Annotated in this window: 20 protein-coding genes and 1 pseudogene; 10 read left to right on the top strand and 11 right to left on the bottom strand. The window is 51.6% G+C overall.

The window, feature by feature from the left end:
- Positions 1 to 4: 4 nt before the first annotated feature.
- Positions 5 to 391: a YbgS-like family protein gene (locus tag ACH0WD_RS17405; RefSeq protein ID WP_000784380.1), complete on the bottom strand. Its 387-nt coding sequence runs from the start codon at positions 389 to 391 to the stop codon at positions 5 to 7.
- A 319-nt stretch (positions 392 to 710) separates the two neighbouring features.
- Between ACH0WD_RS17405 and aroG the strand changes: the two genes are divergently transcribed.
- Complete coding sequence (gene aroG, locus ACH0WD_RS17400; RefSeq protein WP_001109234.1) at positions 711 to 1763, top strand: 3-deoxy-7-phosphoheptulonate synthase AroG; 1053 nt, start codon at positions 711 to 713, stop codon at positions 1761 to 1763.
- A gap of 93 nt (positions 1764 to 1856) precedes the next feature.
- Here aroG and ACH0WD_RS17395 read toward each other — a convergent pair whose 3' ends face one another.
- Both ACH0WD_RS17395 and ACH0WD_RS17390 read right to left on the bottom strand, forming a co-directional pair.
- Entirely contained in the window at positions 1857 to 2402 is a 546-nt protein-coding gene (locus ACH0WD_RS17395) for a FumA C-terminus/TtdB family hydratase beta subunit (protein WP_000970374.1), read from the bottom strand.
- Between the two features lie 14 nt (positions 2403 to 2416).
- On the bottom strand, positions 2417 to 3262 hold the full coding sequence (locus ACH0WD_RS17390) for a fumarate hydratase (protein WP_000086831.1): 846 nt from the start codon (positions 3260 to 3262) through the stop codon (positions 2417 to 2419).
- A gap of 129 nt (positions 3263 to 3391) precedes the next feature.
- Between ACH0WD_RS17390 and ACH0WD_RS17385 the strand changes: the two genes are divergently transcribed.
- Entirely contained in the window at positions 3392 to 4282 is an 891-nt protein-coding gene (locus ACH0WD_RS17385) for a LysR family transcriptional regulator (RefSeq protein ID WP_006683387.1), read from the top strand.
- Here the strand turns inward: ACH0WD_RS17385 and ACH0WD_RS17380 are convergent, their stop codons facing one another.
- The gene (locus ACH0WD_RS17380; protein ID WP_000282119.1) at positions 4283 to 5266 is read right to left on the bottom strand and encodes a LysR family transcriptional regulator; all 984 of its coding nucleotides are present in this window, start codon (positions 5264 to 5266) and stop codon (positions 4283 to 4285) included.
- Positions 5267 to 5488: 222 nt separating this feature from the next.
- On the opposite strand from ACH0WD_RS17380, the gene ACH0WD_RS17375 reads away from it, so the two are divergent.
- The 8 genes and pseudogenes from ACH0WD_RS17375 to ACH0WD_RS17340 all read left to right on the top strand — a co-directional run.
- Entirely contained in the window at positions 5489 to 6757 is a 1269-nt protein-coding gene (locus ACH0WD_RS17375; RefSeq protein WP_000074129.1) for an SLC13 family permease, read from the top strand.
- Positions 6758 to 6806: 49 nt separating this feature from the next.
- The gene (locus tag ACH0WD_RS17370; RefSeq protein ID WP_001089087.1) at positions 6807 to 7055 is read left to right on the top strand and encodes an oxaloacetate decarboxylase subunit gamma; all 249 of its coding nucleotides are present in this window, start codon (positions 6807 to 6809) and stop codon (positions 7053 to 7055) included.
- Between the two features lie 15 nt (positions 7056 to 7070).
- Positions 7071 to 8840: a sodium-extruding oxaloacetate decarboxylase subunit alpha gene (gene oadA / locus ACH0WD_RS17365; RefSeq protein WP_000150469.1), complete on the top strand. Its 1770-nt coding sequence runs from the start codon at positions 7071 to 7073 to the stop codon at positions 8838 to 8840.
- Positions 8841 to 8852: 12 nt separating this feature from the next.
- On the top strand, positions 8853 to 10154 hold the full coding sequence (locus tag ACH0WD_RS17360) for an oxalacetate decarboxylase subunit beta (protein WP_000444859.1): 1302 nt from the start codon (positions 8853 to 8855) through the stop codon (positions 10152 to 10154).
- 118 nt (positions 10155 to 10272) lie between these two features.
- Entirely contained in the window at positions 10273 to 10971 is a 699-nt protein-coding gene (locus ACH0WD_RS17355) for a triphosphoribosyl-dephospho-CoA synthase (protein WP_001005991.1), read from the top strand.
- Positions 10972 to 11350: 379 nt separating this feature from the next.
- Positions 11351 to 12430, top strand: a complete 1080-nt coding sequence (locus tag ACH0WD_RS17350; RefSeq protein WP_000128329.1) for an iron ABC transporter permease — start codon at positions 11351 to 11353, stop codon at positions 12428 to 12430.
- Positions 12430 to 13209, top strand: coding sequence for an ABC transporter ATP-binding protein (locus ACH0WD_RS17345; RefSeq protein ID WP_001214711.1), 780 nt, complete (start codon positions 12430 to 12432; stop codon positions 13207 to 13209). Before ACH0WD_RS17350 ends, ACH0WD_RS17345 begins: the two co-directional genes overlap by 1 nt.
- A pseudogene (locus ACH0WD_RS17340) lies at positions 13199 to 13280 on the top strand (hypothetical protein); the annotation flags it as partial. The gene ACH0WD_RS17345 and the pseudogene ACH0WD_RS17340, both read left to right, overlap by 11 nt.
- Positions 13281 to 13285: 5 nt before the next feature.
- On the opposite strand, the gene gpmA reads toward ACH0WD_RS17340, so the two are convergent.
- The 7 genes from gpmA to modF form a co-directional block, all read right to left on the bottom strand.
- Positions 13286 to 14038 carry a 2,3-diphosphoglycerate-dependent phosphoglycerate mutase gene (gene gpmA / locus ACH0WD_RS17335; protein ID WP_000301556.1) on the bottom strand — a complete coding sequence of 251 codons (753 nt, stop codon included), beginning with the start codon at positions 14036 to 14038 and terminating at the stop codon, positions 13286 to 13288.
- A gap of 223 nt (positions 14039 to 14261) precedes the next feature.
- Positions 14262 to 15302: a galactose-1-epimerase gene (gene galM, locus ACH0WD_RS17330; RefSeq protein ID WP_000931421.1), complete on the bottom strand. Its 1041-nt coding sequence runs from the start codon at positions 15300 to 15302 to the stop codon at positions 14262 to 14264.
- Complete coding sequence (gene galK, locus ACH0WD_RS17325) at positions 15296 to 16444, bottom strand: galactokinase (RefSeq protein WP_001049357.1); 1149 nt, start codon at positions 16442 to 16444, stop codon at positions 15296 to 15298. The genes galM and galK overlap by 7 nt, the downstream gene beginning before the upstream one ends.
- A gap of 2 nt (positions 16445 to 16446) precedes the next feature.
- Positions 16447 to 17493, bottom strand: a complete 1047-nt coding sequence (galT, locus tag ACH0WD_RS17320) for a galactose-1-phosphate uridylyltransferase (RefSeq protein WP_000187473.1) — start codon at positions 17491 to 17493, stop codon at positions 16447 to 16449.
- 10 nt (positions 17494 to 17503) lie between these two features.
- A complete protein-coding gene (galE, locus tag ACH0WD_RS17315) occupies positions 17504 to 18520 on the bottom strand; it encodes a UDP-glucose 4-epimerase GalE (RefSeq protein ID WP_001265467.1) in 1017 nt (338 codons plus the stop codon).
- Between the two features lie 220 nt (positions 18521 to 18740).
- On the bottom strand, positions 18741 to 19649 hold the full coding sequence (locus tag ACH0WD_RS17310) for a DUF2167 domain-containing protein (protein WP_000885512.1): 909 nt from the start codon (positions 19647 to 19649) through the stop codon (positions 18741 to 18743).
- Between the two features lie 170 nt (positions 19650 to 19819).
- Positions 19820 to 21295: a molybdate ABC transporter ATP-binding protein ModF gene (gene modF / locus ACH0WD_RS17305; RefSeq protein WP_000096925.1), complete on the bottom strand. Its 1476-nt coding sequence runs from the start codon at positions 21293 to 21295 to the stop codon at positions 19820 to 19822.
- Positions 21296 to 21321 lie beyond the last annotated feature (26 nt).

Below are 21321 nucleotides of genomic sequence, written 5' to 3'. Positions count from 1 at the left end.
TGCATTACTGTGTGGTACCGTCGGTTTTGGTATTCACGTCATTATTGACGCCATTACCGGTTTCCACTTTTTTATTAATATCCGGGCAGCGACCGTCTTTACACATGGTATTTTTATGCTCTTCATCCTTGGTCATTCCGTCATGATTCATGGTTGAACCGTCTGGATGCTGCATCGTGCTGTTAGTATTGCCGTTGGTATTGATGTCGTTGTTATTCACATCATTCGGCGCTACATTCTGGCGGGCGTCCGGGGCAACCTGACCGGCATTTGCCGCCGAGTTCGCCTGGCCATTACTGGATTGCGCGTTAGATTCAGCAGCTAACGCTGCGCCGCTGGCAAGGCCGAGGGTAGCGGTGAGTAAAAGCGTAGTCAGTTTTGTCATTTTCATAAGATGCTCCTGTTATGGTGGATATGTCGGATAACCTCTTCCAACAGTGCACGTGTCAGTCAAATCCTCAAATAAGGGATAAAAAACGTTCGCCGCCGCGGGTTAACGCAGCAGAGAATCTTGCAATAATTCATAAACAGAGTGGTTACAGTTAAAAAGTGTAGGTTAGATCCCATTTTTCGCTACATTTGTGCGTTTTTTTCCTGAATTCCAGGATTATTCCGTTCAAAGTGTAAAAGCCCGTTTACACTATTTAATTGAAGAGATAGATTGGAGGGATTGCATTCATTGGGATAAGTACGGCAACACTGGAATAAACATGAATTATCAGAACGACGATTTACGCATTAAAGAAATCAACGAGTTATTACCTCCGGTCGCGCTGCTGGAAAAGTTTCCCGCTACGGAAAATGCAGCGAATACCGTTGCTCACGCGCGCAAAGCCATCCATAAAATTCTCAAAGGCAATGACGATCGTCTGCTGGTGGTGATCGGTCCTTGTTCAATTCATGATCCGGCAGCGGCGAAAGAGTATGCCGCCCGTTTGCTGGCGCTACGTGATGAGCTTCAAGGCGAGCTTGAAATTGTCATGCGCGTCTATTTTGAGAAACCGCGTACCACCGTCGGCTGGAAAGGGCTGATTAACGATCCGCATATGGATAACAGTTTCCAGATTAACGACGGTCTGCGTATTGCGCGCAAACTGCTGCTGGATATTAACGACAGCGGCCTGCCTGCCGCCGGCGAATTCCTCGATATGATCACGCCGCAATATCTGGCCGATCTGATGAGCTGGGGCGCCATTGGCGCGCGGACTACTGAATCCCAGGTTCATCGCGAACTGGCGTCTGGCCTCTCTTGTCCGGTCGGTTTTAAAAATGGTACTGATGGCACGATTAAAGTCGCCATTGACGCCATCAACGCCGCCGGCGCGCCGCATTGCTTCCTCTCCGTCACTAAATGGGGTCATTCGGCGATTGTGAATACCAGCGGCAACGGCGACTGCCATATCATTCTGCGCGGCGGTAAAGCGCCAAACTATAGCGCGCAGCATGTTGCTGAGGTGAAAGAAGGCCTCACCAAAGCGGGACTGACGCCGCAGGTCATGATCGATTTCAGCCATGCCAACTCCTGTAAGCAATTTCAAAAGCAGATGGAGGTTTGCGCCGATGTCTGTCAGCAGATAGCGGGCGGTGAAAAAGCGATTATTGGCGTGATGGTAGAGAGTCATCTGGTAGAAGGAAACCAGAGTCTGGAAAGCGGTCAGCCGCTGACCTACGGTAAAAGCATTACTGACGCCTGTATTGGCTGGGAAGATACCGATGCGCTGCTTCGTCAGTTGTCGGCAGCGGTAAAAGCCCGTCGCGGCTAAGTTTAGTTTCTATCCTGTGGTGAAGTGCAGGATAGAAAACATATCGGTCCGGTAACAGCCTACCGGACCGATATTGCCAATATTAATGTATTATTATTTGGCGTACTTGGGTACTTCCTGCTTCTGGAGAGTATTTCCTTCCGAATCAATTCCTACAATGACTCTATAGCGGTCAAAATATAACTTCTTAATGGATTCTGTTCCTAATTCTTCGTAGGCAACAATTTCTACTGATTTAACATGTTTTGTATTAATTGCAGACGCTCCTCCAATCCCGAGTAGCGAAACCCCACCGTATTTTTTACAAAGCTCAGCGACATAATCAGCACGATCGCCTTTGCCAAGAAACGCAGTTGCCCCTTGTTGAAACATCATTTCTACAAATGGGTCCATACGCGCGGCCGTTGTAGGGCCGTTGGAGCCAATAGGTAAACCAGGTCTGGCAGGGCAGGGGCCAGCATAGTAAATCGTTTGATTTTGAAAATCGACCGGTGATTTTTCTCCGTTACTAAGCGCTACTTCGATTTTTTTATGCGCGGCGTCACGGCAGGTGTAAGCAAATCCAGTGAGAAATAATATATCGCCGACCTTAAGAGTTTTCGCTTTCTCTTTAGTCAATGGTAATGTTAATTCCATCATAGCTTCTCCAGGTATTAAATGATTTCACTAGCGTGGCGGCTTGCATTACATTGGAAATTGATTGCGACTGGCAGTGCAGTGATATGGCAAGGATAGTAATCGACATGCACGCCTAACGCCGTAATACGCCCGCCCATACCTAAAGGGCCGATCCCTGTATTATTCACGGCCTCTAATAATTCAGCTTCGAGCTGGGCATAAAGTGGTTTAGCATTGAACTCACCAAGAGGGCGTAATAATGCTTTCTTCGCCATCCACGAACAGTGATCCATTGTACCGCCAACGCCGATACCAATAATATAAGGAGGGCATGGATTGCCTCCTACACGACGGACAGTTTCCAGAACAAAATCTTTTATACCATCAATACCATCGCCGGGAAGCAATGTTTTAAAAGTTCCCATATTTTCGCTACCGCCGCCCTTTGGCATAACGGTAATTGTCACTCGGTCACCATCAACAATTTCAGTATGTAAAATTGCAGGAGTATTATCATTAGTATTAATACGTTCTAATGGATCTGCAACCATGGATTTTCTTAAGTATCCATTTTCATAGCCCTGGCGAACACCCTGGTTCACCTGATCTTTAAGCGGCTTACCTTCCCAGCATACATGTTGTCCAATTTCCATTATAACGATACAAGTGCCGGTATCATGGCAGCATGCAAGTTGTTCTTTTTTTGCATACTCTCCATTATCAATTAATATCTTAATGGTTTCCTTGCCGATCTTTGACTCTTCTTTATCATATGCTTTACGAAAAGAACACATGAGATTATCATCCAGTTCATAACAAGCTTTTTTTACAAGTTTTTCGATAACCGGAATGATAATTTCTGTATTTAATATACGACTCATACTCCCTCCAGTGCTATGTTGCATTGTTTTATCCATTGATCACATTTTCATGATATTCGTATTCATTGTAGGAAGGAAATATGTTATTTTTATTAAATGATAAATTTTATTTATAGTAGTGGAAAATAGATGGAAATTAGACAATTAGAATATTTTGTAAGCGCTTCTTTGTTAGGTAACTTAACCAGAGTTGCTGAGCGGCATTTTGTTTCTCAACCTAATATCACCATTGCTATTAAGAAGTTAGAGACTGAATTAGGGGTGACATTATTTGACAGAAAGAAAAATAAACTTGTCCTTACTGAGGAGGGCATGTTTTTCTTACAAAAAATTGAACCTATCCTTATTGCGTTAAAAAATAGCGTAGCGGAAATGAAAGATTATCGTAATGAAAATGGTGGCATAGTAACTTTGGGGATCCCACCGATGATAAGTTTGTTTCTTTTTTCACCGCTCTTCAAGCATTTCCGAGAGATTTATCCAGAGATGGAACTCTCTCTTGTTGAAGAGGGGACTTTTGGTTTACATGATAAACTTTCTGCTGGAGAGCTGGATCTTGCTATTGTTATTATTAATGACTGTCCAAAAGAATTAGTTACGGTACCATTAATGACTCAGCAGCACGTGGTATGTATGTCAGATAAACATCCCCTGGCAAAAAAGGATAGTATCGATTGGGAAGATCTACAATATGAGCCATTGATACTAATGAAAAAAGATTCCTGGCATAGAAAAACGATTATTGAAGAATGTACAAAGCGAGGAATTCATACACATATTTTTCTATCATCAAACAGGGTTCAAACCGACATAGATCTGGTTGCTAAAAATGAAGGAATTTCTTTCATTTTGGACGCTGTCGATCTTAAAGCCGAAAAAGTAATAACCAAGGCCATGACTGAGCCGACTTATGTTACGATTGGTTTGGCCTGGAAGAAAGATAAATATTTATCATATGCAACCAGAGCGTTAATTAAATTCATTGAGGATTATATTAAAGAACATTTTACAATTAAATAATTATATTTGTTCTTCAACAAAAATTTCCCATAGCTCTTCGGCATCTGGAGGCATTCTCTTGGCTGGTCTATAAAGTCTTATTTCTATGGGGACCCATAAATTGCTTTCTTTTTCCGCTGCAGTAACAATAGTTTTAGCCTCTATATCTTGCCTGGCAAGGCTTTGAGGTATCCAGGCAACACCATCGCCAGATCTGACCATTGCCAATAGTGTTGCAGCCAGATCGGCCACAAAGGCAACATTTATATTATGGGTAATTCTGTTAATAGACGCTGTATTTGCTATTATTCTTCCCAGACCTGATTGTGATGAAAAAGAAAGGTAAGGGAATTGAATCTTATTATTTATATTCCACAACGGTTTTAACGTTTCTGAGTCTGGTTTACTGAATGGAATTAATGTATCAAACCCAAGACGAATGCTCATAAAGTTATTTTTATTTAAATTTAGATGCATATGTGGGTGATGGTGACACAGCAAAAATTGTGAATCTCCCTGCCGCATCATTTTTTCGCACGCATTCAATGAGTCAGATAAAAGACGAAATGAACCAAATTTTGCAATTTTATCACTCTGTTTTAACAAATGCGGTACAAAAGAGAAAGACAAAGCATGCGTTGCTGAAAAAACAAGACTAGGTTGTTTATTACCTGCAGCCTCAAGGGTATCACTTTTCAATGTGTACAAGGAGTGGATCAGTTCGGGAAGCTGGTCTGTAAATACTTCTCCGGCCTTGGTAAGGGTGACTCCCCGTTTACTTCTTTCAAAAAGGGGCGTCCCCACCCATTCTTCGAGAGATTGTATCCGACGACTAAATGCGGGTTGAGTCACATATCTTGAGGCAGACGCTTTTGAGAAATTCAACGTTTCTTTTAGAGCCAGACAGTCTTCGAGCCATGTTAGTTCGAGGTGATGCCGATATTGCATAAGCTGCAACCTTATTAGCATTGGATGAGTTTCATTTATATAAGTAGCATTATACACAGACAGATTTTAAGAGGAAATTATTTGATTAAACAGAAACAAAAGCAGTAAGAATATGTTATGCCTTTGTCGGGTAAGTGTTGTTATTTATGTGAGTGTATTCTTTCTCAATAGAAATTAATTAGATGTAATTTTAGTATAACATGTGATTTATGCTTGTTGCAGTTGTATTCATGACTGTAATGAGTTGTTTTTGTACCCTAATAATATAAGGACGTATACATGTCACCAGCGATTATTACTTTGTTGGTTTTAGTGGTTGCAATAATTATCTTTGTTAGCGATCGTCTTCCTATGGGATTAGTTGCGTTTATGGTCCCAATGGCACTTTATTTTACCGGTGTTATCGATGCTAAGGATATTTTTGCTTCAATCGTAAATGCGAATGTTATTCTTATCGTCGCCATGTGTGTACTCGGTGCGGCATTTTTTAAAACAGGTTTGGCATGGCAATCAAGTAAAATTTTACTAAAATATGCTAAAACAGAAAGAAGCCTTAGTGTATTGATTTTTCTTATTGGTGGAGTTATGTCTGCCTTTGTTTCTAATAGCGGAACAGTTGCTGTGCTAATTCCTATTGTTTTAGGTATTGCCGCCAGTAGTCAGATTAAGCCTATTAAACTTCTTATGCCTCTGGTTTTTGGGGCAACAATCGGTGCTGACATTTCTATTATCGGTTCGCCAGGAAATCTGATTGCTAAAAATACTATTGAAACTTTTAGTAAGGGAAGTCTGTCGGTGCCATTTTTCGAATACGCTAAAATTGGTATTCCTTTGCTGATTGCATGCTCTATATTTCTCTATTTCTTCGGTTCAAAACTCATCGCAGATCGTGATGGAAATACACAATCTGATTCTCAAATGGATTATAGCCAAATTCCGGCCTGGCATAGAAATTTAACTTTAGCCGTTTTTATTCTGTCTATCGCTGGAATGGTGGCAACTGATTATATTAAGTTTCTGCCTCCAATGCATATTATTGCATGTTGTGCGGCTATTGTTCTTGTATTCGCTGGCGTTTTAACACAAAAGGAAACTTTTAATTCTTTTGAAACGCTAACTGTTTTCATGCTTGCGTTTATGATGCCTTTAGGTGCCGCGCTTAATTCTACTGGTGCTGGAGAAATGATTGCCAATGCCGTTATTTCAGTAACCGGAGATTCTGGCGTTATGATTATTATGGCGTCATTGTGGATACTTACATGGGCTTTGACTCAAGTAATGAGTAACACTGCAGCATGTACGTTGTTATGCCCGGTAGGATGGACTATCGCACAATCTATTGGCGCAGACCCTCGTGCAGTTGTTATTGCTGTTTTTATTGCGAGTAGTGTTGCTGTTTGTACCCCAATGGCTATTCCAGCAAACTCAATGATTATTGGCCCGGGGAATGTTAAATTTAAAGATTTCTTAAAACCCGGATTGGCGATTAGTTTGGTTTGTTTTATCGTTAGTATGATTTTACTACCGGTATTTTATCCCTTCTATTAATGCCTGATATTACTTTTCTATTTTAGATTATTAAATTTGAGACTTTATTATGAATAGTTCGGTGCTATTAGGTGAAGGCTTCACTCTGATGTTCCTCGGCATGGGGTTCGTGCTGGCGTTTCTGTTCTTGCTGATTTTCGCCATCCGCGGCATGTCCGCCGCCGTCAACCGTTTCTTCCCTGAACCGGTCCCAGTACCGAAGGCGGCACCTGCCGCCGCCGCGCCCGCTGACGACTTTGCCCGCCTCAAGCCGGTGATTGCCGCCGCTATCCACCACCATCGCCGCCTTAACCCTTAATTTACGGAGGAATCCATGACCATTGCCATTACCGACGTCGTCCTGCGCGACGCCCACCAGTCCCTTTTCGCCACCCGCCTGCGCCTTGACGACATGCTGCCGATTGCCGCTCAGCTCGACGACGTGGGCTACGGGTCGCTGGAGTGCTGGGGCGGCGCCACCTTTGACGCCTGCATCCGCTTTCTCGGCGAAGACCCGTGGGTCCGCCTGCGCGAGCTGAAAAAGGCCATGCCGAAGACCCCGCTGCAGATGCTGCTGCGCGGCCAGAACCTGCTCGGCTACCGCCACTACGCCGATGACGTGGTCGCCCGCTTTGTCGAACGCGCCGTCAAAAACGGCATGGATGTGTTCCGCGTCTTCGACGCCATGAACGACCCGCGCAATATGAAGGCGGCCCTGCAGGCGGTGCGCAGCCACGGGGCACATGCCCAGGGGACCCTGAGTTACACCACCAGCCCGGCGCACACGCTGCAGACCTGGCTGGATTTAACGGAGCAACTGCTGGAAACCGGCGTCGATTCCATCGCCATCAAGGATATGTCCGGCATTCTCACACCGATGGCGGCGTATGAGCTGGTCAGCGAAATCAAAAAACGTTTTGAGGTGCGCCTGCACCTGCACTGTCATGCCACCACCGGGATGGCGGAGATGGCCCTGCTGAAGGCTATCGAGGCGGGCGTCGACGGCGTGGACACGGCGATTTCCTCCATGAGCGCCACCTACGGCCACCCGGCCACCGAAGCGCTGGTGGCGACGTTGGCAGGTACTGAGCACGACACCGGGCTGGATATCCTGAAGCTGGAAAATATCGCCGCGTACTTCCGCGAGGTGCGCAAAAAGTATCACGCCTTTGAAGGCCAGCTGAAGGGCTACGACAGCCGTATTCTGGTGGCCCAGGTGCCGGGCGGAATGCTCACCAACCTGGAAAGCCAGCTGAAGCAGCAGAACGCGGCGGACAAACTCGACCAGGTGCTGGCGGAAATCCCCCGCGTGCGCGAGGACCTCGGCTTTATCCCGCTGGTGACCCCGACCTCGCAGATTGTCGGCACCCAGGCGGTGCTCAACGTGCTGACCGGCGAACGCTACAAAACCATCGCGAAGGAAACCGCCGGGATACTGAAGGGCGAATACGGCCACACTCCGGTGCCGGTCAACGCCGCGCTACAGGCCCGCGTGCTGGAAGGGGGCGCTCCGGTGACCTGCCGCCCGGCGGATTTACTCAAACCGGAACTGGCTGAACTGGAAGCGGACGTCAGGCGCCAGGCGCAGGAGAAGGGCATCACTCTGGCGGGAAACGCCATCGACGACGTGCTCACCGTGGCGCTGTTCCCGCAAATCGGCCTCAAATTCCTCGAAAACCGCCACAACCCGGCGGCGTTTGAGCTACTGCCGCAGGCGGAAGCCGCGCAGCCGGTGGCAAAAGCAGAGAAGCCTGCCGCTTCCGGTATCTACACCGTGGAAGTGGAAGGCAAAGCCTTTGTGGTGAAGGTCAGCGACGGCGGCGATATCAGCCAGCTCACTGCTGCCACCCCGTCTTCCGCACTGGTTCAGGCTGCCGCCCCGGCAGGCGCAGGCACACCGGTCACCGCGCCGCTGGCGGGCAACATCTGGAAGGTGATTGCCACCGAGGGCCAGAGCGTGGCCGAAGGCGACGTGCTGCTGATTCTGGAAGCCATGAAGATGGAAACCGAAATCCGCGCCGCGCAGGCCGGCACCGTCCGCGGTATCGCGGTGAAGTCCGGGGACGCCGTCTCCGTGGGCGACACCCTGATGACGCTGGCGTAACGGAGAACTGAAATGGAAAGTCTGAACGCCCTGCTTCAGGGCATGGGGCTGATGCACCTTGGCGCAGGCCAGGCCATCATGCTGCTGGTCAGCCTGCTGCTGCTGTGGCTGGCGATTGCGAAGAAGTTCGAGCCGCTGCTGCTGCTGCCGATTGGCTTCGGCGGGCTGCTCTCCAACATCCCGGAAGCGGGCATGGCGCTGACCGCGCTGGAAAGCCTGCTGGCGCATCACGACGCCGGGCAGCTGGCGGTGATTGCCGCGAAGCTTAACTGCGCGCCGGACGTGCACGCCATTAAAGAGGCATTAGCGCTGGCGCTGCCGTCGGTGCAGAGCCAGATGGAGAACCTGGCGGTGGACATGGGCTACACGCCGGGGGTGCTGGCGCTGTTCTATAAAGTGGCGATTGGCTCCGGTGTCGCGCCGCTGGTCATCTTCATGGGCGTGGGCGCGATGACCGACTTTGGCCCGCTGCTGGCGAATCCGCGCACCCTGCTGCTGGGGGCGGCGGCGCAGTTCGGCATCTTCGCCACGGTGCTGGGGGCGCTGACGCTGAACTACTTCGGCCTGATTGCCTTCACCCTGCCGCAGGCGGCGGCCATCGGCATTATCGGCGGCGCGGACGGCCCGACGGCGATTTATCTGTCGGGCAAGCTGGCGCCGGAGCTGCTGGGGGCCATCGCGGTGGCGGCGTACTCGTATATGGCGCTGGTGCCGTTAATCCAGCCGCCGATTATGAAAGCGCTGACCACGGAGACGGAGCGGAAAATCCGCATGGTGCAGCTGCGCACGGTGAGTAAGCGGGAAAAAATCCTCTTCCCGGTGGTGTTGCTCATGCTGGTGGCGCTGCTGCTGCCGGACGCCGCACCGCTGCTGGGGATGTTCTGCTTTGGCAATCTGATGCGTGAAAGCGGCGTGGTGGAGCGTCTGAGCGACACGGTGCAGAACGGGCTGATTAACATCGTGACCATCTTCCTCGGGCTGTCGGTGGGCGCGAAGCTGGTGGCGGACAAGTTCCTGCAGCCGCAGACGCTGGGCATTCTGCTACTGGGGGTGATTGCCTTTGGTATCGGGACGGCGGCCGGGGTGCTGATGGCGAAGCTGATGAACCTGTGCAGTAAGAACAAAATCAACCCGCTTATCGGTTCGGCGGGGGTGTCGGCGGTGCCGATGGCAGCCCGCGTATCGAACAAAGTGGGGCTGGAATCAGACGCGCAGAACTTCCTGCTGATGCACGCGATGGGGCCGAACGTGGCGGGGGTGATTGGCTCGGCGATAGCCGCCGGCGTGATGCTCAAGTACGTGCTGGCGATGTAAATCTGTTCGTTTCCCGGAGGCGGCGCGTTGCGTCTGTCCGGGCTACCGGATTGCATGGATCTGTAGCCCGGACAGATGCGCAGCATCGCCTCCGGGAATGTCCCATAAGGAGACTTTGATGAATGAAACCATAGCATTTCGTCCGGAAGGCCGGGCGTCGACAAAAGATGTGGTTGTCAATTATACGCTGGCGTCACTGGACGAGCTTGAACAACTGCACCCGGCGCTGAATCTGCTGGCGCACCCGTCAATCGTCCGTGGCAGCCATGATTTCTTTGTCCGTTGTTATGACGCGGGCATACAGCATGCGCAGGCCGGGGCGGCTGAAACGGTAGCGGTTTTGCCTGATTCGCTGCCACAAGAACGGCAAAGGAGCGGGCTGCTGTGTGCCGCAGCAGGTCGTCTGGATGCCCTGCGCCAGCCGCTGACGCACAATCGTTTATGTGACCTGGCCAGTCAGTTCTGTGCTGGCATGGCAGATGTTGACAGCGAAACCCGCAGCGGTTTTTATACCGTGCGCAGCATATCGCTGCCGGTTTACCGGCGGCTGTTGCGGGATCAACATTCTCACGGTGTCTGCCTGCAGCAGGCTCTGCTGCACCTGCTGGCCTGGAAGAGCGATTCCCCCTGGGCGCGGCAGCAGGCGCAGCGGCTGCTCTGGCAGGGCGGCGTGCTGGGCGATAAAGGTGAGTTTGCGCTTATGACGCTGGATGATGAACTGCGAGAGCGCCAGATTGAGTGGCCCGGGCTGTGGTCGCTGCTGGCCGTCACCGGGTTTCTGGCGAAATTCCCTGCCGGACCGATATTTGCTGACTGAAAAATGAGGACTGCTGACAATTATCTGTTGTGTTGGTATTTCTGCGAGAGGCAGCTAGCGCTTTGCCTGACTTACGAAACGAGAATATCAACAGATTACGTACTTTTTGTAGGTCCGTGGTTGGAACATTGCCACCTGGTTACACGTTGTCAGCAGCCTCAAGCGTGGATGGCTCCACGCTTTTTTTGTCTATGGAAACCCCCCAGCCAGGCCCTGTGTCTTGATCAGGAGATCTGATCAAGAGACAGGGCTATGCCGGAGGATGTTTATTGGAAACCGGTGAGATAGGCCACCGTGTCATCAATCGAAATATAAATAAATATATAACGAAATAATTCGGCGCTATAATTCTCCTCTGATTAATAACGTAGCCCGAGCCATGACCTGTCAGGACAAATCACTTTTAGCCCCCGCTCTCGCTTCCACGCCCGTCATTCCGCGCTATCGCCAGATCATACGCAAACGGGCTGTGCTCATGTTAGCTATTGCGTTGGCGATGATGGCTTCACTGATGGTGGATGTAACCTGTGGGTCTTCGGGTTTACCGCTCAGTGCGCTATGGCAGGCGCTTTTTCAACCGGAAAAGGTGAATGCGGGCATACACGTTATTGTCTGGGATATTCGTTTACCCTATGCCCTGATGGCGCTGCTGGTAGGCATGGCGTTAGGGTTAGCGGGCGCCGAAATGCAAACCATTTTAAATAATCCGCTGGCGACGCCGTTTACCCTCGGCGTATCGTCCGCGGCGGCTTTTGGCGCTGCGCTGGCGATTGTGTTGGGGATCGGTATTCCCGGTATTCCTGCCGCCTGGTTTATCCCGGCCAATGCGTTCATCTTTGCGCTTTTATCCGCGTTACTCCTGGACGGTATTACCCGTTGGACAGGCGTCGCCGCATCCGGAGTGGTGTTGTTCGGTATTGCGCTGGTATTCACCTTTAACGCGTTGGTCGCCATTATGCAGTTTGTGGCTGATGAAGATACGCTGCAGGGGCTGGTATTCTGGACGATGGGGAGCCTGGTCCGTGCGTCGTGGGAAAAATTGGGCGTACTGGCCGTGGTGTTTATTGCTGTGCTTTTTTGCGCGTTACGAAGCGCCTGGCAACTCACGGCATTACGTCTGGGCGAAGAGAGGGCGATGAGCTTTGGGGTTCATGTCCGCCGTTTACGCCTGCTGTCATTGTTGCGTATCAGCTTGTTATCAGCGCTGGCGGTAGCTTTCGTCGGGCCGATTGGTTTTATTGGTCTCGTTGCGCCGCACATTGCGCGAATACTTTTGGGGGAAGATCACCGTTTCTACCTTCCGGGCAGCGTGCTGATAGGCGGGCTGGTGTTATCGCTGGCCTCTATTGCGGCGAAAAATAGTATTCCGGGCGTCATGGTGCCGGTGGGGATTGTCACCTCGCTGGTCGGGGTTCCGTTCTTTTTAAGCATTGTATTGCGACATCGGGGGAGTCTCTGATGCGCGGGTTAATGCTCCGCTCATTTAGCGCCGGCTATTCCACTCAGCCGGTTATTGCAGATCTCAACGTTCCCTTACTGCCGCGCGGGAAAATTACCATTTTGCTGGGGCCGAACGGCTGTGGTAAATCGACGTTACTACGTTCGCTGGCCGGGCTGAATAACGCCGACGGCGAGGCGCTGCTTGATGGCGAAGATCTCATGTCGTTATCGTTTGCCGAGCGGGCGCAGAAAGTTGTGTTTTTGCCGCAGTCATTACCGCAGGGCGTACATCTGCATGTACTGGAGTCGATTATCGTGGTACTGCGGGCATCAGGCGGCAGAGACAATGCGCAGGGCAGAGCGCAGATACTGGCTATCCTTGAGCAATTGGGCATAACGCATCTGGCGTTGCAGTATCTCGACCAGCTTTCCGGCGGTCAGCGGCAGTTAGTGGGTCTGGCGCAATCGCTGATTCGTCGCCCTGAACTTCTGTTGCTGGATGAGCCGCTCAGCGCGCTGGATTTAAACTATCAGTTTCACGTAATGGATCTCGTGCGTCGGGATACCCAGGCGCAAAATAGGGTAACGATAGTCGTGGCGCATGACATTAATGTTGCACTGCGTCATGGTGACCATGTCCTGATGCTAAAAGACGGCAGGCTGGTCGCCAGCGGCGCGCCGGAGACGGTGATTACTGCGGAGCGTCTGGCTGAAGTGTACCGGGTACGAGGACGCGTGGAGCGCTGTTCGCAGGGGAAATTGCAGGTGGTGCTGGACGGCGTGATCGCTGTTGCCTGATGGCGCTGCGCTTATCCGGCCTACCCATTGCTCGTAGGCCGGATAAGGCAGTTATACCGCTATCCGGCAAAGGTGATTACTTCGCTTTACCCTGATTCGCCACGGCAGCCGCTTTCGCGGCGATTTCGTCAGCGTTGCCCAGATAGTAATGTTTGAGCGGCTTGAAGTTTTCGTCGAACTCATACACCAGCGGCACGCCGGTCGGGATGTTTAACTCAAGAATCTCATCTTCACTCATGTTATCCAGGTATTTCACCAGCGCACGCAATGAGTTACCGTGAGCGGCGATGATCACGCGCTCACCGCTCTTCATACGCGGCAGGATGGTGTCGTTCCAGTAAGGAATAACGCGGTCGATGGTCAGCGCCAGACTTTCGGTCAACGGCAGTTCTTTCTCGCTCAGTTTGGCATAACGTGGATCGTGACCCGGATAACGCTCATCATCTTTGGTCAGTTCCGGCGGCGTCACGGCAAAACCGCGGCGCCACTGTTTAACCTGCTCGTCACCATATTTTTCTGCCGTTTCCGCTTTATTCAGCCCCTGCAACGCGCCATAGTGACGTTCATTGAGTTTCCAGGATTTTTCCACCGGCAGCCACGCCTGATCCAGTTCATCCAGTACGTTCCACAGCGTATGGATAGCGCGTTTCAGTACGGAAGTGTAGGCAAAATCAAAGCTGAAACCTTCTTCTTTTAGCAGTTTACCCGCTGCTTTTGCTTCGCTTACGCCTTTTTCAGACAGGTCAACATCATACCAGCCGGTGAAACGGTTCTCTTTGTTCCATTGACTTTCACCGTGACGTACCAGAACCAGCTTAGTTACAGCCATACTCTCACTCCTATAAATCATATGTAATGATAATAATTCTCATTATATTGCCGCGAGGTGTTGGCGGCAATGCTTACGCATAACCATAGCGAAAATAGTGGCGCAGTGTAAGGTTCTTGTGAACTCAGAGTTGCGATTTTGTCTTTAAGTGGTGGAGGTTTGAGCAGGGCAATGGCGCGTAGGCCCGATAAGCTTGCGTCATCGGGCATGTAGCGGCATATCGTTAGAACGGAATAAACTGATACTCGGTCAGGCTGGCGTACTCCTCGCCAGGGCGAAGGATACTGTCAGGCTGCGGCCATTCAGGATGATTCGGGCTGTCCGGCAGCAGTTCGCTTTCCAGCGCCAGCCCTTGCCAGTCGGCATAAGGTTCCGGCCCGCGGGAAGGTGTACCCGCCAGATAATTGCCGGAATAAAACTGTAGCGCCGGGGCGGTGGTGTAAACCATCATTTGTAGCTTTCCATCCTGTGACCACAGACGGGCCGCCGGCTTTTTGCCATCACCCTGCGTCTGTAGCAGGAAAGCATGATCGTAGCCTTTAACCTTGCGCTGATCGTCATCGGCGAGAAATTCACTGGCAATGACTTTTGGCATCCGGAAGTCAAACGAGGTATTGGCTACCGATTTTAGCCCCTGGCGTGGAATACCGGATTCATCTACCGGCAGATACTCATCCGCCAGAATTTGCAGCTTATGCTGGCGCACGTCGGTCCGATCGCCGTCCAGATTAAAATAGACGTGGTTGGTCAAATTCACCGGACAGGGTTTATCGACCGTCGCCCGGTAGGTGATGGAGATTCTATTGTCATCGGTCAGACGATATTGCGCCGTGGCGCAAAGATGGCCAGGAAAGCCCTGGTCGCCGTCATCAGAGGTGAGCGCGAATAATACCTGGCGATCGTTCTGGTTCACAATTTGCCAGCGGCGCTTGTCAAAGCCTTCCGGTCCGCCGTGTAGCTGGTTCTCGCCCTGGCTTGGGCTTAACTGTACGGTTTCGCCGGCAAACGTATAACGGCTATTGGCGATACGGTTCGCGTAACGGCCAATAGAGGCGCCGAGGAATGACGTCTGTTCAGGGTAGTGTTCCGGGCTGGCGCAGCCCAGCAATGCTTCCCGAACGCTGCCGTCAGGCAGCGGAATACGGGCGGAAAGAAGAGTGGCTCCCCAGTCCATCAGCGTTACCACCATCCCTGCGCTATTGCGCAGGGTTAGCAGGCGGTACGGTTGACCATCGGGGGCCAGTGCGGGCGTTTCATTTAGCACTGTCCTGCTCCTTGTGACGGTTTGCATACATAAAAGGTTTCTTTGATTCCGGTTTTCGCTTCGTACTGTTGCGCAACGGCCTGCTGAACAGCGGGAACCAGATCTTCCGGGATCAGTGCGACAACACAGCCGCCGAAGCCGCCGCCGGTCATGCGCACGCCGCCTTGATCGCCGATGGTCGCTTTGACGATGTCTACCAGCGTGTCTATCTGCGGGACGGTAATTTCGAAATCATCGCGCATTGAGGCATGGGACTCCGCCATCAGTTGGCCCATACGTTGCAAATCACCTTTCTCCAGCGCGCTTGCCGCTTCAACGGTGCGCGCATTTTCGCTCAATACATGGCGAACGCGTTTTGCGACTACCGGGTCCAGTTCGCTGGCAACGGCATTGAACGCCTCAAGGCTGACATCGCGCAGGGCCGGCTGCTGGAAGAAACGGGCGCCGGTTTCGCACTGTTCACGGCGGGTATTATACTCGCTGCCCACCAGCGTGCGCTTAAAGTTACTATTGATGATCACCACGGCGACACCTTTCGGCATGGAAACCGCTTTGGCGCCGAGCGTACGGCAATCAATCAGCAACGCATGATCTTTTTTGCCGAGCGCAGAGATGAGCTGATCCATAATGCCGCAGTTACAGCCGACAAACTGGTTCTCGGCCTCTTGTCCGTTGAGCGCAATTTGCGCGCCGTCCAGCGGCAGGTGATAAAGCTGCTGGAAGACGGTGCCCACCGCCACTTCCAGCGAGGCGGAGGAGCTTAACCCGGCGCCCTGCGGCACATTGCCGCTGATGACCATATCCACGCCGCCAAACGCGTTGTTACGCTGTTGCAGGTGTTTCACTACGCCGCGCACATAGTTAGACCACTGCTGGCTATCGTGGGTCACGATCGGCGCATCCAGTGAAAATTCGTCCAACTGATTGTCGTAATCGGCGGCAATCACCCGTACGGTACGATCGTCGCGCGGCGCACAGCTAATTACGGTCTGGTAATCGATAGCGCAGGGCAGAACAAAACCATCATTGTAATCAGTGTGCTCGCCGATTAGATTGACGCGGCCTGGCGCCTGAATCGTGTGGGTGGCAGGGTAGCCGAAAATTTCAGCAAACAGCGCGCGCGTTTTCTCTTTCAGATTCATTTTTATACTCCGGATTCGCGAAAATGGATGTCGCTGACCGCGCGCAGGCGTTCAGCCGCTTGTTCTGCGGTTAAATCACGCTGGGTTTCCGCCAGCATTTCATAGCCGACCATAAATTTACGGACGGTCGCAGAGCGCAGCAGCGGCGGATAAAAGTGCGCGTGCAACTGCCAGTGTGCGTTTTCTTCACCGTTAAACGGCGCGCCGTGCCAGCCCATTGAGTAAGGGAAGGAACACTGGAACAGGTTGTCATAACGACTGGTCAGCTTTTTCAACGCCAGCGCCAGAGAGTCGCGCTGCTCGTCGCTTAAATCGGTAATGCGCAGGACATGCGTTTTGGGTAACAGTAGCGTTTCGAACGGCCACGCCGCCCAGTAAGGCACCACCGCCAGCCAGTGTTCGGTTTCGACCACGGTGCGGCTGCCGTCCGCCAGTTCTCGCTGGACATAATCCACCAGCATTGGCGAACGCTGTTCGGCGAAATAGGCTTTTTGTAAACGATCTTCGCGTTCGGCCTCATTCGGCAGGAAGCTGTTGGCCCAGACCTGTCCATGCGGATGCGGGTTCGAACAGCCCATCGCCGCGCCTTTATTTTCAAAGACCTGCACCCACGGATAGGTTTTGCCTAACTCGGCGGTCTGCGTCTGCCAGGTTCTGACGATTTCCGTCAGCGCGGGCAGGCTCAACTCCGGCAGCGTTTTACTGTGATCGGGAGAAAAGCAGATCACGCGGCTGGTGCCGCGCGCGCTCTGACAGCGCATCAGCGGATCGTGGCTGTCCGGCGCATCCGGCGTGTCGGCCATCAGCGCCGCGAAATCGTTAGTAAAGACGTAAGTCCCTTTGTAATCGGGATTTTTATCGCCGGTGACACGCGTATTGCCCGCACACAGGAAGCAGTCCGGATCGTGGGCCGGCAGCATTTGCTGAGACGGCGTTTCCTGCGCCCCCTGCCAGGGGCGTTTTGCACGATGCGGCGAAACCAGAACCCACTGGCCGGTAAGCGGGTTATAACGGCGATGCGGATGATCGATGGGATTAAATGGGGTCATAACAACGTCCTTAATCTGGGTATCCCTGCGGATGGCGTGACTGCCAGTGCCAGGTGTCCTGCGCCATTTCGTCAAGCGTGCGGGTGACGCGCCAGTTCAGCTCGCGATCGGCTTTGCTGGCATCCGCCCAATACGCCGGGAGATCGCCGTCGCGACGCGGCGCGAAGTGGTAATTAATGGGTTTACCGCAGGCTTTACTAAAGGCGTTGACTACATCCAGGACGCTACTGCCGACACCCGCGCCGAGGTTATAAATATGTACGCCGGATTTGTCCGCCAGTTTTTCCATCGCCACGACGTGCCCGTCGGCTAAGTCCATAACGTGAATGTAATCGCGTACGCCGGTGCCATCCTCGGTCGGGTAATCGTTGCCGAAAACGGCGAGCGATTCGCGACGACCCACGGCGACCTGGGCGATATAGGGCATCAGGTTATTCGGAATACCTTGCGGATCTTCTCCCATGTCGCCCGACGGGTGCGCGCCGACCGGGTTGAAATAACGCAGCAGCACAATACTCCACTCCGGCTGGGCTTTTTGCAGATCGGTGAGGATCTGTTCTACCATCAATTTACTTTTGCCGTAGGGGCTTTGCGGCGTGCCGGTAGGAAAACTTTCGACGTAAGGAATTTTGGGCTGATCGCCATAAACGGTGGCGGAGGAGCTAAAAATAAGGTTTTTAACGTTGGCCGCACGCATGGCGCTGACCAACCGCAGCGTACCGTTGACATTGTTGTCATAGTACTCCAGCGGCCTGGCGACCGATTCGCCGACGGCTTTCAGGCCGGCAAAGTGAATCACGGTATCAATCGCGTGATCGTGCAGAATTTCGGTTATAAGCGCTTCGTTGCGAATATCGCCTTCGACAAAGGTCGGGTGCTTACCGCCCAGACGTTCAATAACGGGCAGCACGCTGCGCTTGCTGTTGCAGAGGTTATCGAGGATGACGACGTCATGACCATTTTGCAGCAATTGTACGCAGGTATGACTTCCAATGTAACCGCTACCACCTGTAACCAATACTCTCATAATTCGCTCCGTTAAGCCTATGGTATGGAATAACCATAGCATAACAAAGATGCGAAAAGTGTGACATGTAATAAATTAGTGGAATCGTTTACACGCTGGTGATTTTACGCATTTATATCAATTAAATGATTACAAATCATCTGGCTTGAGAATGCTTCTGCTTTTTATCCGAAAAAAGGCGCGTTACGCGCCTGGGAATGAAACGGACGGGCAGGAGCTGTCAGTCTTTTTTACGCGAGAGTAGCTTCCTGGCGAGCGCCCCGACAGCGACGACGCCGATGGCGGTCACTTTCCAGAATTTAAGTAACGCGATACCGAGCATAGCAAGCAGTCCTACTTTCTTGGCCGCGATACCGCCAATCAGCGCGGCGAGCCCATACTCCGCTATTTTGTCCGTTGATTCGTTGAAGTCAGCGTAGCGTTGTCCAGCGTTGAACTTGACGGAACTGAGAATTCTTTTCGCCAGAGGGATTTCGTGGTCAACAGAACCTCTGTCGGTCACCAGATTTAAAGAAAAATAGCCTTCACGTCCCAGCAGATAGGTGTTGTAGTTCACGCCTTGTTCATTCAGTGGTTCGTTGGTGCCGATATCATGGATGGCGGCGGACCAGATCAGACGATGATTGGTTGCATCGTAGGTAGGCTTCTCGATCCAGCCAATAATTTCTATCGGCTCAATGCCTTTTGCAATACGATCTTTATTCGCTTCTTTTGTGCCTTTGCGCAGGTTATCCATTAATTCATCGGCATCCCAATTTTTTGCATCATCATCTTTTACATAACCAGAATCATCATATTCGATAGAAATAAATCCATTCATTTCCTTTTTAAATACGAGACCGTAAAAATATTCATCGTCAACATAGTTACCAATTTCACGCATAAATACCGCCGCTTCTTTTGCGGGTATCCAGGTAAATCCTTCCGGTAGATTAAGCGTGGCTTTGTCACCTAAACTAATCTTTGTCGGACCCGCAACGGCGGCGCGGCTCATGCCTTCAACAGCGACCTCAACGGCGGTTTTACGCGCTTCCTGCGCAGCGGTCGGCTTTTGCTCAGCATAACTGCTGGGGCAAAATAAAATAGCTGCCAGTAAAAATAGTATTATTTGTGGAAAACGAAAAGCCATAATGAATCCCTTATATTCACATACGACATCATTGTCGAAAATTTCAGGATTATTATGACAATGAGGCGGTCAGCGATTCAAGAGATAGTAAGCTTATCGACCGTTATTATTATTCTTAATAAAAGGAGAGTGGTTCCAGAATGGCGCGCGGCGCCATTCTGATAATACATTTAATTATTGCATCGTCCGGAAACGTACTTATAACGTTCGCCCTCTGGTACAAATTCCAGCCGGTGGGTAATACAGGCAGGCGCATCCTCTGCATGATGGGAAACGAACAGCAGTTGAGTCTCTCCCTGGCGAATTAATACATCCACAAAACGGCGTACCAGTTGGCGGTTCAGCGGGTCCAACCCTTGCAGCGGCTCATCCAGAATCAACACTGTCGGATGTTTAACCAGCGCGCGCACGATTAGCGCCAGCCGCTGCTGTCCCCAGGAGAGACTGTGGAAGGGGGCATCCGCCGTACGCTTATCGATTCCCAGAATATCCAGCCACTGTTGCGCCAGTTTTCGTTGCCTGTCTGAAACGGCCTGGTAAATGCCGATAGAATCGAAATAGCCGGAGAGAATGACATTGCGTACCGTGGTACTGACGCGGTAATCCAGATGTAAACTGCTGCTGACGTAGCCGATATGTTTTTTGATATCCCAGATTGTTTCGCCGCTTCCTCGCCGCCGCCCGAACAGCGTAAGATCGTTGCTGTAGCCTTGCGGATGATCGCCAGTAATAAGGCTAAGCAACGTAGACTTACCCGCTCCGTTAGGACCGACGATCTGCCAGTGTTCGCCCGGATTGACTCGCCAGCTTAGGTGGTGGAGGATAGGGCGATCGTTATACGAGACTACGCCATCGTTAAGTACGATCCGTGGTTCGCCATCGGGTAACGCATGGCGGGCGGAAGGTTCGTCCGGTTCGGGTAATTGTACGTCGGTCAGACGCTCGCTGTGCGCGAGTTGAGCGACCAACGCCCGTTGCAGTAACTCTGCCGTCGTTCCGGTCTCCGCCAGCGTACAGTCGGCAAGCACGCCGGCAAACTGCACGAAGTCCGGGATCTCATCAAAACGGTTGAGTACCAGCGCCAGGGTCATACCCGCCTGGTTCAACGCCGTCAGGCGTTGCGCCAGTTGTTGACGGGCGGTCACGTCAAGTCCGTCGAACGGTTCATCAAGGATCAATAACTCCGGCTCAGACATCAGCGCCTGACACAGCAGCGCTTTTCGCGTCTCGCCGGTAGAAAGGTATTTAAAACGCCTGTCGAGTAAAGCGGAAATGCCGAACTGCTGCGCCAGCATCGCACAGCGGGCAGGATGGTGAACTTCATCCTGAATAATTTCCGCGGTAGTGCGCCCGGTATCGTCTTCGCCAGGACTGAGCATATCGGTGTTATTACGTTGCCACTCATCGCTGACCAGCTTTTGCAATTGTTCAAAGGACAGACGAGTAATGCGGGTAAACTGACACTGGCGCTCGCCAGTTAATAACGGCAGTTCACCCGCCAGCGCGCGGGCGAGCGCCGACTTCCCGCTCCCGTTAGCCCCAACGAATGCCCAGCTATCGCCCGCATTGAGCGTCAGCGAATCCAGATGAAGTGTTTTTGTATCGCTCAGACGAAACGTGCCTTGCGAAATTTGCAACGATGACATTTTGCATCCCATTTTTTGCAGCGATG

Origin of the sequence: Salmonella sp. 2020_1395 (genome assembly GCF_043848115.1) — a bacterium.
GTDB classification, from domain to species: Bacteria; Pseudomonadota; Gammaproteobacteria; order Enterobacterales; family Enterobacteriaceae; genus Salmonella; species Salmonella enterica.
This window is presented reverse-complemented; position numbering and strand designations above follow the sequence as displayed.